Below are 17,531 nucleotides of genomic sequence, written 5' to 3'. Positions count from 1 at the left end.
TAGAACAACTAATATATCTAGAAAGCCTATCACCCCGCTAGCTTACTAAACCTAATGCACGTAAAGCCATTAACTCGTCAACTTGTTAATCACACGTTTCAATAATCAATATGTTTAAATTCCTCCTCCTTTTTTCGCTTTTCGTTCTCCCTGCCAAGTCACAGACTAGCAAAACAGAAGAGGCGTTGAGTCGTGCAGGTTATGTCAATGTGCGCGAGTTAGACCCCACATTGCAAGTTTCGTTGATGTATGCGCGCGCCGACAACTTTGTTGGTGTTGTGCTTTACGACGACTTGCGGCAGGCCTATCTGCACCCAGATGCGGCCGCTGCGCTTGTAAAGGCGCAAAAACGACTAAAACAGTTGCGCCCTGAATTAAGTTTGAAAATATACGATGCTGCACGCCCCATGCACATTCAGCAAAAGATGTGGAACAAGGTGAAGAACACGCCGATGAAACCGTATGTGAGTAATCCTGCTAATGGTGGTGGGCTACATAATTATGGTTTGGCGGTTGACATTACCCTTTGCGATGCTAAGGGCGACAGCATAACTATGGGAACGAAGATAGATCACTTGGGTCCAGAGGCTCACATCGACACCGAAAGCCAGCTTGTTGCAAAGGGCATTATCAGCAAACGCGCACAACAAAACCGCCAATTGTTGCGCCAGGTTATGCGCTATGCAGGTTTTAAACCCCTTCGCACAGAGTGGTGGCACTTTAACTTTAAGTCGAGAGCCGAGGCAAAACGGCATTACACGGTGATAAAGTAAAAGGCTTGCCCCCAACCGGCCTCACCCCCTCCAGCCCCCAGCCCCTCGCCCAAAAAGGCCTCACCCCCAGCCCCTCTCCAAGGGGAGAGGGGAGTGATATGACCTGCTGTTTCGGTGCAAGTTGAAGATGGATTCGCAACCTTGCTTGTCTTTTCATTTTGAAACAAGTTTTGTAATCTTGCTTGTCTTTCCCCTTTCTTTCTGATGCCTATTATAGTAGAACAGCATTGAATTTTGAACGCGTTGTCTGGGTATAGGTAAGTTAAATTGGCGATGGATGCCTTCATGTAACAATCCTTGTGTTGTAGTCGGCGAAAGACGAACAATCTTTCATTATGGTTGAGGTCTTGTGTTTTTTTGAGCAGTTCAACTAGATTTTCTAAATTCAATTCTGTTTGCCAATAAATGGTAGTAAGGGACAAGGTATGAGTAGCATAATACAATGGTTGCAAGATTGGACAAAGAGTCAAATAGATGGCGATTGGGAACATGAACTCGGTATTTCTATTAGTATGCTAGATAATCCTGGCTGGATTTTAAGTGCTGATATAAGTAATTATGGAGACATTTTAAAAGAAACCAAGCCTTTGGGTAGAGATAACGATGTAGATTGGATAGATTTTGAAATAAGAGTAATTGCAAAGACGTATGTCTACATTGAAATTTTTGGTGACATTAGCAAGCTGAATAAAATACTATACTCATTTAAAGCGATTATCGGAGAGTTAGAAGAGATAGAGAGATACGGAAAGGGCATCCTTTCCGCTCAACGAATAAAAGAAATAATAGATGATGCCCCGTCATAACTCATAAGCTTACGAACTTGTAAGGTCATGAAAATATTTTACAAAGCGTATGCTGTTCGCCGACCCCTTCTAGCGAAAATTTAGGGTTAAAAGCATGCAATTAGCCGCAAAAACTAGCTTTATGAACTTCCTTTTCTAGTCCTGTTTTAAGAAATTTCCGCCATTTAGCATCACTTTACCTTTCTATTTGGTCGTCTACTCACATCTTTTTCCCATCCCAATTACCTGCTTTTAGCACCTAAAAACCCATTTATTAGCGGGTTTTTGCCATGTAAAACACCTGTTTTCAATCGAAATGAAAACGCATAATCCCCAACTTTACGTGCATTTTTATGCTTTTAGCCTTGCGTTTTGTAGCAAAATAGGCTGCGTTTTGGTGCAAAATGACCTGCGTTTTGCACCTAAATAGACTGCGTTTAGATGCAAAATGCAGTGCGTTTTGCACCATTTTGCAAGGTGTTTTGCTGCTAATTGCCGCTTTTCTGCCCAATTTGGGCGCTAACTCTGCATAATCATGCTTAGTCACCTTTTATCTGCTAGTACCTTTTTTGTACCCAAACAAACCCTCGCGAGAATCGATTTTTTGCGGTCGGGTGGGCGGTTGGTGGACAAAAGTGGCACTCATAATGTTAAAATTCTTACCGAAAAGTAGACAAAAGGAGTATTGGCGAGTTAATGGAAGGTAAGTTGGCGCGTTATCCAGTTGACGAGAGGTTAAGCGATTAACAAGCGGGCAAGTTTAGAACTAAAGTTTCCCACCCTAATAAATACATAAAAAATAACAGTTTGTCGAATTTTCTTTGTAAATTAGTAATCGCTAAACAACTGATTTCAAAGACAAAACAACAAAACTGTTATGCAAACAGAAATAGAGAAAATAAGCGAGTTATCCAAACTTTTGAGTGTTAAAAGCCGACTGAGTGATGATTTATTTCATCTTTTTGGCAAGTTTGGCATCGGCCACCTGTTATCTCGCCTGTCATTGGAGAAAAGGGACGGAGTTTCCGCTTCGGAGTTGATCCTTTCCCTTTGCCTCTTCCGCATTGTGGGTGAGAGCATCCACCGTGTTACATGCGAAGTATGTGATTACCGATAGTTGGTTCACTTGCGAGCAACTTATCATTCCTTATTGAATAACTCAAATGGTATTCATTGTTATCCCGAACTGGCCTATTACTACGCCAATCCCCCTGGGTTGTTAGCTCACCGCAGGCAAATTGGCCTGCTGCGTTTGTGCGGAAGGTGTCGTCAGCCTCGGTTATGGCAGCTTTATAGAGCATCCCGGCCCAATGTTGTTCTTCTTGAACCAGCCTTGCGGCACTTCGAGCGCATAGCGCACTGGTTGCGACGACTCTACACTTGCCTCACTGAACGGCACCATATCGCGTGTTTCGCAGATTTCGCCACTTGCACTGATGAACGCGATTGAAAGGGGCGTAGGCGTGTCTTTCATCCAGAAAGCGAGCTTTTGGTCTTTTTTAAACACAAAAAGCATGCCCGTTCCATCGGGAATATTTGTGCGCCCCATAAAGCCCTTTGTCATCTCTCGGCGTGAGCGGGCAAGCTCAACTGTTATGGGAATAGTCTTGCCGTCAAGATTTGTAATTGCCAAATCCTTTTTTTCAAATTCGATCACGGACGTTGAACACGCGCTAAAAATGGCGCAGCACAATACAACAGCTCCTTTCAGCGCCAGCTTAGCATGCAGCTGTAAAAACTTTTTCATGGATAATTCTTTGTAAGTCATAATACAATTCTTTATTTATTGGTCTGTAATTTATGGTGTTGTGGATAAGAAACACCTTATCCGAAAGCAAAGGTAGTCTATTTTTTGCAAATCGCGAAAAAGGTTTTGTTGTTTTTCTTGGTTATTATTTGCCACACTGAAAGCAAATGTCTTGTTTATGTTTCAGATGCTTGCAAAGGCCAGTTTGGTATAACAAAGAACGTAACTTGCTACCTTTCCACCTCGTTCTTTCGATTGCCCTGTTCGTCCGTTGGGCACGTCTAAAAACACGCGAAAAGGTTTCTTCCAGCCCGCTTTTGCGCAAGGCGTCGTGTTACAGCATGCTTGTAATATCGTTACACTTTGCTCGTAACCCTGTTGCAGGGTGCTTGTAACAGGGTTACGCTTTGCTTGTAATCGTGTTACAAGCATGCTGTAACACGACAAATTGCTCAAAAGCAGCCTGAAAGCATGTGGAGAGAGGTTAATAATATGGTGTAGGCACCAGAACGCTTACCATTATACCAATACTCATTCGTGATAATCAGATATGCCAGTTTGGTATAAGGCGATTGCCGTTTGGGGCAACATCAAGGTTTCAGCTGTCGTTGCTACGCCAACAGCCGCATCGCGGTTGGCCTGTTGGTAGGGCTGCGCAAAGGAAAGGTGAAAAAGTAAAAGGGTTGAAAGATGAAGAAAAAGAAAGGCGAGAGCGACCTACCTTGCCTGGACCTTAGCCTTCTCGCCACAACGCCATAGGTGTTGGTCTGCTTTCTGATGGCAAGCTTACGCTATCATTTAGTAAGAAAGCTTATCGGCGCATATAAATTAATGATGCTTTATACTCATCAAGAAAACAAAACAACAAGCAAAAAGGAAACAGACCAACACCTATGGCGTTGGTTTCACTCTGCCCAGCGCAGGCAGGGTAGGTCGCTATGGCGCCCAACCCAGCCCAACCAACAGCCCAACCCCTTTGTGGTTGTTGGGTCATCGAAAGCTACCGACAAGCCACCCCTTTTGAGGTTGTTGGCGCATCACAAACTACCGACGAACCACCTCTTTTGGGGTTGTTGGGCCATTGCAAACTGCACATAAGTCCAATTTTAGCCTGTTATATGCACGACATCGCTTCTTATTGAATAGCACAACTTGCACGCTGTGTTATCCCTAACTGATGTAATCAGATTAGCTGTTCTTAACATGGCTAAGTTTAGAATGCCATTGTGCACATATCATCTTCAACAGCCAAACCATCCGTAGAGCAGCTGTTCCCTTAGCCTGAGCCAGCAGATAGAACATAAGGGTTTGCGCAACTTGTTGGGCATGTGGATATGTGTTAAACCTCAAAAGAATGCAACTAAAACAAAACGCCCACGTTGCCGACGAACGGCAGCGTGGGTGTTTTATATGTTGTGGGATTTAAAGCCTTTGGCCATTAAAAACTCAAACGCTAACCAAGCTAATTGCTCACGAACGCACGGCCTTACATCTTCCCTTTCCCCAGCAACACCAGAGCCTTTTGCACCACATGGTTGTTTTGGTTCATGATGTGGAAATACTCCGACATGTCCCATAGGTCGCGAGCCACCAACGCTTTCAGCTGTATCTTGATGCTTGCCAAACTGGTTTTCAGCTCCTTTTGGTCTTTGGCTTTAACCTTTTGCTTTTCGCCTTCGGCCACAATCTCGTCTATAAGTTCTTGCGGCACCTGATACTTTTTGTTGAACTCGGCAAACGAAGGATATTTCTTTTTCAGTTCCTTGCGATGCTTGTCCATGTATTGTATATTGGCATTAACGATAATTCTCTTGGCTGCAAGCTCGCGATTGTAACGTGAAAACTGCGTGGTGTCTAGCGGAACAAAGTAGTCGGGCATGATGCCACCACCACCATATACCGCGCGTTTGCGGCGTAAGGTTAGGTATTTCAGCGAGTCGTTTAGGTGAATGCTGTCTGCATTGTAAAGCTCGCCATTCTTAAAGCGGTTGTCTAAGTCCTTTTCGTAGTTGGCATTGTCGCCCTTGGTGTAGGGTTTCTGTATGCACCTGCCCGATGGCGTGTAATAATGAGCCACGGTTAGGCGCATCATACTACCGTCGGCAAACTCGATAGGCCTTTGAACTAAGCCTTTGCCAAACGAACGACGCCCAACAACAATGCCGCGATCTTGGTCTTGCAACGCCCCCGTTACGATTTCGGCAGCCGATGCCGAAAACTCGTTAACCAGTACGAACACCCTGCCCGTAAGCATTCCGCCATCGCCTTGCGCGCGAAACTCCTGCCTGTCTGCATTTCGTCCTTGGGTATATACGATGAGATCGTTGCGGCGGAGGAACTCGTTGGCAACGCGCACCGCCGCTTGCAGGTAGCCGCCGCCATTGTCTTGCAGGTCGAGTATCAGGTCGGTTGCGCCCTGCAATTGCAGTTTCATCAACGCCCGCATAAACTCTTCGTAGGTGGTGGCGCCGAAACTGCCGATGCGTATATAGCCCACGCCCGGCCTGATAAGATAGTAGGCATCGAGCGTTTCGATGGGTATTTTATCGCGTTTTACATGAAAGTCCAGCAGCCCCTTAATGCCGGGGCGCACGATACCCAGCTTAACGATGCTGCCTTTGGGGCCTCGCAGTCGGCGTACGATGTCTTCTTGCGACATCTTCACCCCAGCGATGGCCGTGTCGTTAACGCTTACAATGCGGTCGCCAGCCATTACTCCCACCTTTTCTGACGGACCTTTGGCCACGGGTTGTATAACGAGCAGCGTATCTTTGGCAACGTTAAACTGTACGCCGATGCCCTCGAACGAACCTTGTAACGATTCGTTCATGGCCTTTGTTTCTTTCGCAGTGGAGTAAGACGAGTGGGGGTCTAGCTTTTCGAGCATACCCCTGATGGCATCCTCAACCAGCTTGTTTTCGTTAACGGTGTCGACATACAAGTTCTTGATTGCCATTTCGGCAATCTGCATTTTTTGCTGCGGATTGTCTTTTCCGATGGTAGTCCGCAACTGTGCTTGTGCAGCTAGTGTGGCGAAACAAGCTGCAAGAATTAAGATTTTCTTCATATCTGTACGTATTTACTTTGGTTGGGTTGGGAGGGGTGGTAACAACAATGGTACAAGTCGGGCTGGTTGTATGTGCCGCGACAGGTTTAAAACATTTCTAACTGATTTTATAAAGGCATGTTCTAAAACTTCCACGCTTATTTTTTTCTCCTTTTTAGGTTTGCTCTTCACTGTCTTTCTGTCTTTATTTGGCATCTTAGCCTTACTCTTTCAGCGGCATAGTGCACTATGCTCCCATCAAGGATTAAGCCAAGTTTGCATGGATAAAGCCTAAAAGCGCAGTGCAGGTAACTTTCAGAACACCTGCCTAGACCAATCAATAAAGCCTTTTCATCATCCTCTCCAATATCCCTAATTCTCTCGTTCAATCTTTTTCGTTCTCTCTTTCACTCTTTTCTCTCTCTATTCTCTTTGTTCTCTTAGGTGCTTTCTTCTCCTTTCTTTAACGTGTTAATAAATTATACTTCGGTGGTTTCTTCTTCTGTCGGGCCGTCAGTTTCCACCACCAAGTTGTCTATAATGAAGTTTTGGCGCTCCATTGTGTTCTTGCCCATGTAATACTCCAATAGCTTATGCACTTGGTCGTTCTTGTGCAAGGTAACCTGTTCCAGTCGCATTTCGGGGCCGATGAAGTGCGTAAACTCTTCGGGCGAAATCTCGCCCAATCCCTTAAAGCGCGTAATTTCGGGGTCGGGACCCAGCTCGGCGATGGCTTTCTGCCGTTCGTCTTCGTTGTAGCAATAGCGCGTGATGAAGTCGTTTTTGCGTTCGCCCTTCATCAGTCGTGCGTCGGCAGCGGCAATCACCTTCTTGCTCTTAATCTTTGTTCGGCGGTTTCGTACGCGGAACAAGGGTGTTTGCAGCACGTAGACGTGGCCTTTCTTCACCAATTCGGGGAAGAACTGCAAGAAGAAAGTGATGATGAGCAGGCGAATGTGCATGCCGTCGACATCGGCATCGGTGGCCACGATAACCTTATTATATCGCAATGTGTCGAGTCCTTCTTCGATATCTAGTGCCGCTTGCAGCAGGTTGAACTCTTCGTTTTCGTACACCACCTTCTTAGTAAGCCCGTAGGAGTTGAGTGGTTTGCCGCGAAGTGAGAACACGGCCTGCGTGTTTACGTCGCGACTTTTAGTGATGCTGCCGCTTGCCGAGTCGCCTTCGGTGATGAAGATGGAACTTTCTTCCTTGCGATCGTTCTTTGCATCGCTGAAATGTATGCGGCAATCACGCAGCTTTCTGTTGTGCAGGTTGGCCTTCTTTGCCCTTTCGCGTGCAATTTTGGTTACGCCCGCCATTGCCTTTCGCTCTCTTTCGCTCTCGTCAATCTTGCGTTTAATCTCTTCGGCCACGTCGGCATGTATGTGCAGGTAGTTGTCTACCTCGCGCTTAATGAAGTCGCCCACGTATTTGTTAACGCTTTCTCCGCCGGGACTCATCGTCAGCGAACCCAGTTTAATCTTCGTTTGACTTTCAAACATGGGCTCTTGTACGTTGATGGCAATGGCAGCCACCAATCCGTTACGTATGTCTACGTACTCGTAGTTCTTCGAGAAAAAGTCCTTAATGGTTTTGGCGATGTGTTCTTTAAATGCGCTTTGGTGCGTGCCGCCCTGCGTGGTATGCTGTCCGTTTACAAAGGAGTAATATTCCTCGCCGTATTGGTTGGCGTGGGTAAAGGCAATCTCGATGTCCTCGCCCTGTATGTGAATGATGGGGTAAAGGCCGTCGTTGGTCATGCGGTCGTTCAGCAAGTCGGCCAAACCATTGCGGCTAATGATGCGCCGCCCGTTGTACATGATGGTCAGACCGGCGTTAAGGTAGGTGTAGTTGCGGAGCATTGTTTCCACGAACTCGCCCTTGAAACGATAGTTGAGGAATAACGTGTTGTCGGGTTCGAAGAAGATGAACGTGCCGTTCTCTTCGTTGGTGTCTTCTGTGTTGTCGCTAATCAGTTCGCCCCTTTCGAACACCACGGTGCGTACCTTTCCTTCTCTGTACGATCTAGCCTCGAAACGTGCGCTCAATGCGTTGACGGCTTTGAGGCCGACGCCATTTAATCCCACGCTTTTTTGAAACGCCTTTGAGTCGTATTTGCCGCCCGTGTTGAGCATGCTTACGGCCTCTACCAGCTTTCCTTGCGGAATACCGCGGCCGTAGTCGCGCACAGATACGCGCAGATCGTCTTCCAAATCCACCTCGATACGCTTGCCGGCCTGCATCTTAAACTCGTCGATAGAGTTGTCAATCACCTCTTTCAGCAGTACGTAAATGCCGTCTTCGGCTTGTGTTCCGTCGCCAAGTCGGCCGATGTACATACCGGGGCGCGTGCGAACGTGTTCCATGTCCGACAGGTGCCTGATGTTATCATCGGTGTATGCCGTCTGGTTGTTTCCTTGTTGGGTGGAAGTGGGCGTGTTGTTTGCGTTCGAACCTGCCGCGTTGGCTGGCTCGAATGTCATCTCTTGTTGATTATTAGGTGTCTTTTTCTTATTCATCTTCTTTTGTGGTGTCTACTAATTGGCTCTTTTATGGTGCGCCCCCGCATTAGAACGTCTTGATATAGCACTTCCTACGTTTGTGAATGCTAGCATCCAGCCATTCCCATTGGCTTTGTACTTTCGAGTTGGTTTCCATCTCCACCTGTGTTTCTCCCCATTCAAATCCGTACTTCTGGTAGCGCGGAATAAGGTCGGCGAAGAGCAACGAGTTGACGCCTTTCATGCGATATTCGGGTAAAACGCCGATGAGCAGCAGGTCTACCACCTTTGTTTTGTGGTATTTGATGGCCCTTAGCACGTGCCACCAGCCGAAGGGCGTTAGTCTTCCGCGACGGCATTTTTGCAAGGCGCGCGTTAACGAGGGTATGGAAATGCCCAGTCCTACGAGTTTATTGTCGGCTGCCTCGTCTTCAACAAGTGTGATGAGGTCTAGGTCGGCCATAGGGAAGTACAGCTTTACGTACTGGTCCATTTGCCTTTCGGTAAGCTCCGAGTAGCCGTATAGGTGTCCGTAGGTTTTATTCACGAGGTCGAAGATGCGCTTGCCGTACCCACCTTTGAATACATCGTCGCGTGTAAGCTTCTTTATTTTTAGGCTATAACGCTTTTGTATCATGTCGGCAATCTTGGCAAACTTCTCAGGCACTTCGTCGGGCACCATCAGTTTGTACTCCACGTAGTGATTGTCCACCTCAAAGCCTTCGATGCTTTCCATCAGTTGGGGGTAGTACTCATAGTTATATATGGTGGGCATGGTGCCTAGTTGGTCGAACCCCGTTGTGAGCATACCTTCTGGGTCCATGTCGGTAAAGCCCAGCGGACCCACGATAGAGCGCATGCCCTTAGAGCGCCCATACTCTTCTACGGCATGAAGTAATGCCTCCAACACTTCTCGGTCGTTGATGAAGTCTATCCATCCGAAGCGCACGCTTTTGCGATCCCACTTCTTGTTGGCGCTGTGGTTGATGATGGCGGCAACGCGCCCAACCAACTTTCCTTCTTTGTAAGCGAGGAAGTATTCGGCCTCGCAGAAGTCGAACGCCGCGTTTTTGTCTTTGCTCAACGTATTCATTTCGTCGCTGAACAGGTTTGGCGCGTCATACTCGTTACCCTCGTATAGGTCGTAATGTAGGTCGATGAACGCCTTTAAGTCGCTTTTGGTGCAGACTTTCTTTATTATCACTGCAGACATGTGCTATGTATATTATTTGCTGTTTTTGTTCTTTTTGCCTTTTCTCAAAAGCCTTAGCGGCATGGCTTGGGGGCTTACTTGCGCGTGGGCAAGGTTAGAAAAAGGGTGGTTTAAGCCGAACGTATCTGTGCTTTAACTTGCAAATGTACAATAAAATGCGCAGACTTCAAAGAAGTTTTTGTAAAATGCTCCTTTTATCTCGCATCTTTTTTGTTACTTTGCGGTAAGATATGACAAGTATGGAATAAAAGAACAACAGATGTTTGATGGCGTATGGAAGGGGAACAAGGCTATTTATCGCGGTGTTAAAAATGCGTAACGCACCGCAGTTTTGGTTGCAATAGCTTTTGTACTCGGAATAAAACGCCTACTTTTGACCAACGTTTGACAGTAATCTTATAACAAATTTAATACACAAATGGTATGCAAAAAACTCTCTTGCTTTTGTTTTTTCTTGTGTTATGGACTAGCCTTAATGCACAGATAAACATTACAGGCCTAGTTCAAGATGAGGCTGGTCATCCCTTGGAAGGTGCCGTTGTGAGTCTCGTCTCGGATGGAACAAAAGAAAAACAAAATGCAATCAGTGATGCAAATGGTCGTTTTGGTTTAGCCGTTAACAAGGATAAACACTTCGACAACCTCTTAGTAACTTATCTTGGCTATGCCGATTATCATGTAAGATTGGAGAATGTGGTCCATGATTTGTATTTGGGTGAGATAACCATGCTGCCTGTTGAACGGACGATGCAAGAAGTAGAGGTGGTGGGGCAACGTGAAATACAAAAGATAGATCGTAAGATTATCATCCCTTCCAAGTTCCAATTGAAAGCTGCTACCAGTGGATTTGGCCTATTGCGAAACATGCAATTGTCTGGAATTAGGCTCAACACCATCGACAATACCATACGTACATCTACGGGCGAGCCAGTTCAATTGCGCATCAATGGCGTGAAAACAACTGTTGCAGAGATAAAGTCCATTCGCCCACACGATGTTCTAAGAGTGGAATATTACGATATGCCCGGGGCACGCTATGCAGGTGCGGCAGCCGTTATCGACATTATCGTGAGATATAAGGAAAGGGGAGGCAATGTTAGTGGCGACTTAACCAACGGCATTTCGATGCTGGGCTTTGGCGAATATCAGCTGTCTGCCAACTATCATGAAGGCAAATCGGAACTGAAAGCCGTGGCATGGTGGAACAGACGTGACCTGAAATGGATAAGGGAGAATACCGAAACATACCACTATAACGACCGAACTTTAACCAACAGAGAGATAGGCGACCCCACAAAAGCTAAGTTCAATAACTTTGATTTCTCTCTGTGGTATAGCTACGCGGTTAACAAAAGCGTGTTCAGTGTTATATTCCGAGACAGGTATAACCACGTGCCGAACTCCACTACCGATAGGATTAGCACTTTATATACGGAGAACAAAACCTATCGCATCAACGACTTTATGCGCACGCACGACAATTCGCCCTCGCTAGACCTGTACTTTCATACCATGCTACCTCACCAACAGACTATCTATTTCGACCTCGTTGGCACTTATATCGGCAGTGGAAGTAATCGTAAATTCACCTTGTTTGAGACGGGACACAATGATCAAGACTTTGTTTCCGAAACAACGGGACGTAAGTATTCGCTCATCGCCGAAGGTATATACGAAAAGATGTTCAACCGCAGCAAGCTTTCTTTCGGTGTTAAGCATACGCAGATGTACACCAAAAACAGTTATAGTGGGACAATAGAGAACCTAGTTAAGCTGAACACATCGGAGACTTACCTTTATACCGAGTGGCTTTCTAAACTGGGGAAACTAACTTATACCTTGGGATTGGGGGTAATGCGGATATACAATAGTCAGGCAAACAACAGCCTTAGCTCGCTAATCTTTCGGCCTAGGCTATCGCTTGCTTACAATGTGACAAACAGCTTGGTGATAAAATACACAGGATACGTGTCGGGTTATGCACCTTCGCTCTCTAACATGAGCGACGTTTCGCAAGACATTGACATTTATCAGCTAAGACGTGGAAACCCAAATCTAAAAGCAGTTACTTTCGTATCGAACAGTCTTTCTGTAGATTGGGCGACGAAATGGCTGAATGTTGGCCTGTACGGAAGGTACAGCTACGATCACAAACCCATTATGGAAGAAACGCTATTGGAGAACCAACGCTTTGTGCGAACGATGAACAATCAACGCGGTTTCCACCGTATTAACACCCGCATTGATTTTAAACTCCACCCATTTGGCGATTGGCTTTCCCTTCAAGTAACACCATTCTTCAACCGATTCATTAGCAATGGCAACCACTACACCCACACTCACGCCAACTGGGGAATGCGCGGGCAGCTGCTAGCCATGTATAAGCAGTGGCTTTTGGCTGCCGAAATGGAGACGAGCCAGCATAGCTTGTGGGGCGAAACGCTAGACAAAGAAGAGGCTAGCCATAATATAGCTCTTGGATATAACAAGGACAAATGGGCGGTACAGTTGGTGGTGGCGAACCCATTCACCACCCTTTATACCACCGAAGTGGAGAACCTGTCGCGTATTGCGCCTGCAAATAAACTGGCGTATTCCAGAAATCTGCGGCGCATATTGATGATAAACGTGTCGTTCAATCTCGATTTTGGCAAAGCCAAGACCGCAGGAAACAAGCGCATAACCAACACTGATGAGAATACGGGCGTGCTGCATGGCAGATAATGCCCTTTATTTAGATGATATTAGATAAGCCATAAACAACAGCCGAATATGGGAAAAGGAAAGAAAGGAGGCAAACGCCTCACCAAAAAGCAGGTGGCCGAAAGGCTACAACAGTTTTTCGAGCAACATCCAGGGAAGACTTTCAGCTTTAAAGAAATCTTCAAGAACCTGAAACTCGACACGCATCCGCTCAAGATGTTGGCCATCGACGTGATGGAAGAGATGGCTTGGGACGACTTCTTGACCAAAGTGACCGACAGTTCGTATCGACTGAATCAGGCCGGACAGGTGCTCGAAGGCCGTTTCGTGCGCAAAACCAACGGCAAAAACTCGTTCGTTCCCGACGATGGCTCATTGCCCATCTTCGTAAGTGAGCGAAACTCCAAGTCGGCACTTAACGGAGACCGTGTTCGCGTGCAGCTGATGGCGCGCCGCAAACGACATATCAAGGAGGCGTTGGTTATCGAAATACTGAAACGCGCCAAAGACCAAGTGGTGGGTAAACTGCGGGTTGAACGCGACATGGCGTTCCTCGTAACCCCCGAAAACCTATATGTACACGATATCTTCGTGCCTAAACGTAAGCTTAAAGGCGGCAAAACGGGTGATAAGGCCGTGGTGAAAGTAACCCAATGGCCCGATGCCGAACACAAGAATATCATGGGAGAAGTTATTGATGTGCTTGGCCCTACGGGCGAAAACGATGTCGAGATGCACGCTATCTTGGCCCAATACGGCTTGCCCTACACTTATCCCAAGGCGGCAGAAGAGGCTGCCGAACGCATTTCGGCCGAGATAACGCAGAAGGATTACGACGAACGCGAAGACTTCCGCAACGTGTTTACCTGCACCATCGACCCGCGAGACGCCAAGGATTTCGACGATGCGCTGTCTATTCGCATGCTCGACAAGGGCCTTTGGCAGGTGGGCGTGCACATAGCCGACGTTAGTCATTACGTTACCGAGGGCAGTATAATCGACAAAGAGGCCATGAAACGCGCCACAAGCGTGTATCTTGTAGACCGCACCATCCCCATGTTGCCCGAACGGCTGTGTAACTTTATCTGCTCGCTTCGCCCCGATGAAGAGAAGTTGGCTTATAGTGTTATCTTCAACATGGACGAAAACGCCGACATAAAGGCTTACCGCATCGTGCACACCGTGATAAAAAGCGATAGGCGATATGCCTACGAAGAGGTGCAACAACTATTGGAAGACAACGGTGTTGTTGACGGAACGGGCGAGCCTGCACCGCCAGCACCGAAGGGAGGATATAAAGGTGAGAACGCCGACAGCCTGATTATGCTAGACAAGTTGGCCAAGAAACTGCGCGAAAAGCGATTTAAGAACGGGGCAGTAAAGTTCGATCGCGAAGAACTTCACTTCGATGTAGACGAGCAAGGCAAGCCCATTCGCGCCTATTTCAAGCGTTCGAAGGATGCCAATAAGCTGATAGAAGAGTTTATGCTCTTGGCCAATAAAACCGTGGCCGAGAGTGTTGGCAAGCCCAAAGGTGGGCGAACGCCCAAAACTTTGCCTTATCGCATACACGATAATCCCGACCCGCAGAAGCTCGAAAACTTGCGCGAATTCATCATGAAGTTTGGTTATAAGCTGAAAACAACGAGCACTAAGGGTGAAACCTCGCGCTCGTTGAATAAGCTAATGGACGAGGTGGCGGGCAAACGCGAGCAAAACCTCATCGAAACCATCGCCCTTCGCGCCATGATGAAGGCCAAATACAGCATCCATAACATTGGTCACTTCGGCCTGGCCTTCGATTATTACACGCATTTCACCAGTCCTATACGCCGTTATCCCGACACGATGGTGCATCGTTTGCTTACGCGTTATGCCGCAGGAGGCCGCAGTGCGAACAAGGAACACTATGAAGAACTGTGCGAGCATTCGTCGGAGATGGAGCAGGTTGCACAGAATGCGGAGCGCGATTCCATTAAGTATAAGATGGTAGAGTTTATGGCCGACAAGCTGGGTGAAGAGTTTGACGCGCACATCAGTGGCATTGCCAGCTATGGTATCTATTGCGAGATAGACGAAAACCACTGCGAAGGCATGGTGCCCATGCGCGATTTGGACGACGATTACTACGACTTCGACGAACGAAACTATTGCCTTGTAGGCAGGCGACGCCACCGCAAGTATCAGCTTGGCGACCCTATTCGCATACAAGTGGCTCGTGTAGACCAAGAGAAACGTCAGCTAGACTTCACTGTGGTTGATAAATAAAACCTCATCCCCTGTCCCTTTCCCCTTTGGAAGGGGGGCAGGGGTTATGCTTTATTTATCATCTTTTCATGGCTTTCTCCATCCTTTCACCTTTTCACCTTTAAAGGGGCGTTAGCCATCCTTTCACCTTTCCACCCTTTCACCTTTTCACCTTTAAAGGGCGTTAGCCATCTTTTCACCTTTTCACCTTTTCACTCTTTCACCTTTCCACCTTTCCCCTTTTCAATTTTTCCCCTTTTCACCCTTACTTACTCCCAAAGTTTTCATACCTTTGCATGAAAAAGATGAGAATTACCACCGTGATACTCGACTTTGACGGCACGCTAGGCGACTCGCGCCGCATCATTGTCGACACACTGAGAGAAACCCTACGGCTACATGGCTTGCCACAGAACAGCGAAGACGAATGTGCGGCCACCATCGGGCTGCCCCTTAAAGAGGCTTTTGTGCGCTTGGCAAACGTAGACGATGCAACGGCCACAGCCTGTGTAACAACCTATCGCAGCATTTTCGACATCAACAATGTTACGGGTGCAGTAAAGCCCTTTGCCAACGTGGTGCAAACCATTAAGCGCATGCACAGCGCAGGCCTAACGCTCACCATAGCCAGCAGTCGTGGGCGCGACTCGCTACCCAACCTCGTGCGGAGCATCGGCATAGGCCCATACATCAGCTATATTGTGAGTGCCGACGATGTTACGAACGCCAAACCTCATCCCGAACCAGTGCTCCTTACCCTCGAACATTTTGGCGTAAAGCCCGAAGAAACGCTCGTTGTGGGCGATATGGCATTCGATATTGAGATGGGACGCCGCGCCAACACCCTTACTTGTGGCGTAACCTATGGCAACGGCACGCCTGCCGAGTTGGAAGAAGCAGGTGCCAATTGGGTGATAGACGACTTTGCCGAGCTGCTCAACATCATTTAATCCCCTTAACCCCACCCGCGCAACACCCACCGCACTTCGAAATAAAAACCCATAAAAAACGATACTTATGCAACCAATCATCAACCACTTTACCGACAACGATGCCTACACTTTCAGTTGCCAGTACTACATTTTGCAAACCTATCCGCGCGCCGAAGTAGAATATACTTTCTTCGATCGCAACCACACCGTGTACCCCGAAGGCTTTGCCGAGAAGGTGAAAGAGCAGATTAGCCTGATGCAGAACGTGCGAATAACCGAAGAGGAGATAGCCTTTATGCAGCATCGCATGTATTATCTGCCCCAATGGTACTTCACTTTCTTGCGCGGTTACAAGTTCAATCCGGCCGAAGTGCATATCGAACAAGCCCCAGATGGGCAACTCGCCATATCCATTCGCGGCAAATGGTATTCCACCATCATGTGGGAAATGCCCGTACTGTCCATCGTTTCCGAGTTGATGCACCAGCATCGCGGCGACTTAGAACGCTATGATGCCGCCGTAGAGTACGAGCGAGCTGTCGATAAAGCTAGGCAAATATTGCGCGGAGGGTTGATTTTGGGCGACATGGGTACGCGCCGCCGACTGTCGTTTGTGCATCACGACAACGTGATACGTGCCATGAAAGCCACCGCCGATGCAGGCGGCGAGCAGGTAGACGGCGTTTTCGTGCCGTGGAAAGGTCGCATCGTGGGTACAAGCAACGTGTATCTGGCCATGAAACATGGGTTGGTGCCTATGGGAACGATGAGCCATCAGATTATAGAATTTGAAGAAAACGTCAGCGGCATCTTCGAATGCAACTTCAATGTGATGCGTAAGTTCAGCGATGTTTACGATGGCGACAACGGCATTTACCTCTACGATTGTTTCGGCGACAAGGTTTTCTTCAACAATCTATCAAAGCGCATGGCCTTGATGTTCGTTGGCTTGCGTGTAGACAGCGGCGTGGAAGAAGAGCAAACCGAAAAAATCATCGAAAAATACAAGCAACTGGGCATCAATCCAGCCACCAAGCAGGTGATATATAGCAATGGCTTGAACATCGAACGCGCCTTAGAGATACACCGCTTTGTAGACGGACGTGTGCAAGACAGCTACGGCATGGGCACTTTCCTTACTTGCGATGTGCTGGGATGTAAGCCCATGAACATCGTGGTGAAACTCACTAAGTGTCGCATTACTGAGAAACGCGAATGGCACGACTGTGTAAAACTATCGTGCGATAAGGGTAAAACGCTGGGTAATCCTGAGAAATGCGCCTATCTGTTAAAGCAGATAGGGTAGGTGGAACACCTTGAAAAAAACGAAGAGAAGCGAGCGAAGGCCGACTGTGATGTAAAAGCATGACCTTCGTTCGCTTACTTTTTTCTAACTATGAGAATGTAAAACGGGGCTCGGTAAGAGAGACACAGGTGTATAATGACAAGCAAGTAGAAATTCTTTAAGAAAATTCGCACCACTTGTTTTGTATGGTCTTAGTTGAGATTTTCTTTCCTTCTTCTTTGCACTTTAAAGCATAAAGTGTATATTTGCAGCATCTAATTATAATAACCCTAGGG

The 17,531-nt window shown here is 47.2% G+C and carries 11 protein-coding genes and 1 pseudogene; 7 read left to right on the top strand and 5 right to left on the bottom strand.

What is annotated here, in order from left to right; genetic code table 11:
• Positions 1–110: 110 nt before the first annotated feature.
• Positions 111–773, top strand: a complete 663-nt coding sequence (locus HMPREF0670_RS07105; protein WP_009230472.1) for a M15 family metallopeptidase — start codon at positions 111–113, stop codon at positions 771–773.
• Here the strand turns inward: HMPREF0670_RS07105 and HMPREF0670_RS07100 are convergent.
• On the bottom strand, positions 755–1,162 hold the full coding sequence (locus tag HMPREF0670_RS07100; protein ID WP_157579586.1) for a hypothetical protein: 408 nt from the start codon (positions 1,160–1,162) through the stop codon (positions 755–757). The genes HMPREF0670_RS07105 and HMPREF0670_RS07100 overlap by 19 nt on opposite strands.
• 36 nt (positions 1,163–1,198) lie before the next feature.
• Between HMPREF0670_RS07100 and HMPREF0670_RS07095 the strand changes: the two genes are divergently transcribed.
• Both HMPREF0670_RS07095 and HMPREF0670_RS15650 read left to right on the top strand, forming a co-directional pair.
• Positions 1,199–1,579, top strand: a complete 381-nt coding sequence (locus tag HMPREF0670_RS07095) for an Imm53 family immunity protein (RefSeq protein WP_044077938.1) — start codon at positions 1,199–1,201, stop codon at positions 1,577–1,579.
• Positions 1,580–2,435: 856 nt separating this feature from the next.
• Positions 2,436–2,648 (top strand): annotated as a pseudogene (locus HMPREF0670_RS15650) (IS4 family transposase); the annotation flags it as partial.
• A 189-nt stretch (positions 2,649–2,837) separates the two neighbouring features.
• Here HMPREF0670_RS15650 and HMPREF0670_RS07085 read toward each other — a convergent pair.
• From HMPREF0670_RS07085 to HMPREF0670_RS07060, 4 genes are all read right to left on the bottom strand, one after another.
• Positions 2,838–3,305 (bottom strand): DUF192 domain-containing protein, encoded by a 468-nt coding sequence (locus tag HMPREF0670_RS07085; RefSeq protein WP_044077936.1) that lies wholly within the window; start codon positions 3,303–3,305, stop codon positions 2,838–2,840.
• Positions 3,306–4,791: 1,486 nt separating this feature from the next.
• Positions 4,792–6,372: a S41 family peptidase gene (locus tag HMPREF0670_RS07070; RefSeq protein WP_009230469.1), complete on the bottom strand. Its 1,581-nt coding sequence runs from the start codon at positions 6,370–6,372 to the stop codon at positions 4,792–4,794.
• A gap of 458 nt (positions 6,373–6,830) precedes the next feature.
• On the bottom strand, positions 6,831–8,873 hold the full coding sequence (locus HMPREF0670_RS07065; protein WP_044077932.1) for a DNA topoisomerase IV subunit B: 2,043 nt from the start codon (positions 8,871–8,873) through the stop codon (positions 6,831–6,833).
• A gap of 49 nt (positions 8,874–8,922) precedes the next feature.
• Positions 8,923–10,068 (bottom strand): hypothetical protein, encoded by a 1,146-nt coding sequence (locus tag HMPREF0670_RS07060; protein WP_044077931.1) that lies wholly within the window; start codon positions 10,066–10,068, stop codon positions 8,923–8,925.
• A gap of 423 nt (positions 10,069–10,491) precedes the next feature.
• Between HMPREF0670_RS07060 and HMPREF0670_RS07055 the strand changes: the two genes are divergently transcribed.
• From HMPREF0670_RS07055 to pncB, 4 genes are all read left to right on the top strand, one after another.
• Positions 10,492–12,792, top strand: coding sequence for a carboxypeptidase regulatory-like domain-containing protein (locus HMPREF0670_RS07055; protein WP_009230466.1), 2,301 nt, complete (start codon positions 10,492–10,494; stop codon positions 12,790–12,792).
• Between the two features lie 48 nt (positions 12,793–12,840).
• On the top strand, positions 12,841–15,039 hold the full coding sequence (gene rnr, locus HMPREF0670_RS07050; protein WP_009230465.1) for a ribonuclease R: 2,199 nt from the start codon (positions 12,841–12,843) through the stop codon (positions 15,037–15,039).
• A gap of 284 nt (positions 15,040–15,323) precedes the next feature.
• Entirely contained in the window at positions 15,324–15,968 is a 645-nt protein-coding gene (locus HMPREF0670_RS07045) for an HAD family hydrolase (RefSeq protein WP_044078047.1), read from the top strand.
• 67 nt (positions 15,969–16,035) lie between these two features.
• The gene (pncB, locus tag HMPREF0670_RS07040; protein WP_009230463.1) at positions 16,036–17,256 is read left to right on the top strand and encodes a nicotinate phosphoribosyltransferase; all 1,221 of its coding nucleotides are present in this window, start codon (positions 16,036–16,038) and stop codon (positions 17,254–17,256) included.
• The last annotated feature ends 275 nt before the right edge of the window (positions 17,257–17,531 follow it).

The sequence above is a fragment of the Prevotella sp. oral taxon 317 str. F0108 genome, assembly GCF_000162415.1.
In the GTDB taxonomy this organism is placed as follows: Bacteria; Bacteroidota; Bacteroidia; order Bacteroidales; family Bacteroidaceae; genus Prevotella; species Prevotella conceptionensis.
Note: the sequence above shows the minus strand (reverse complement) of the source record. Positions and strands in the feature narration are given on the sequence as shown.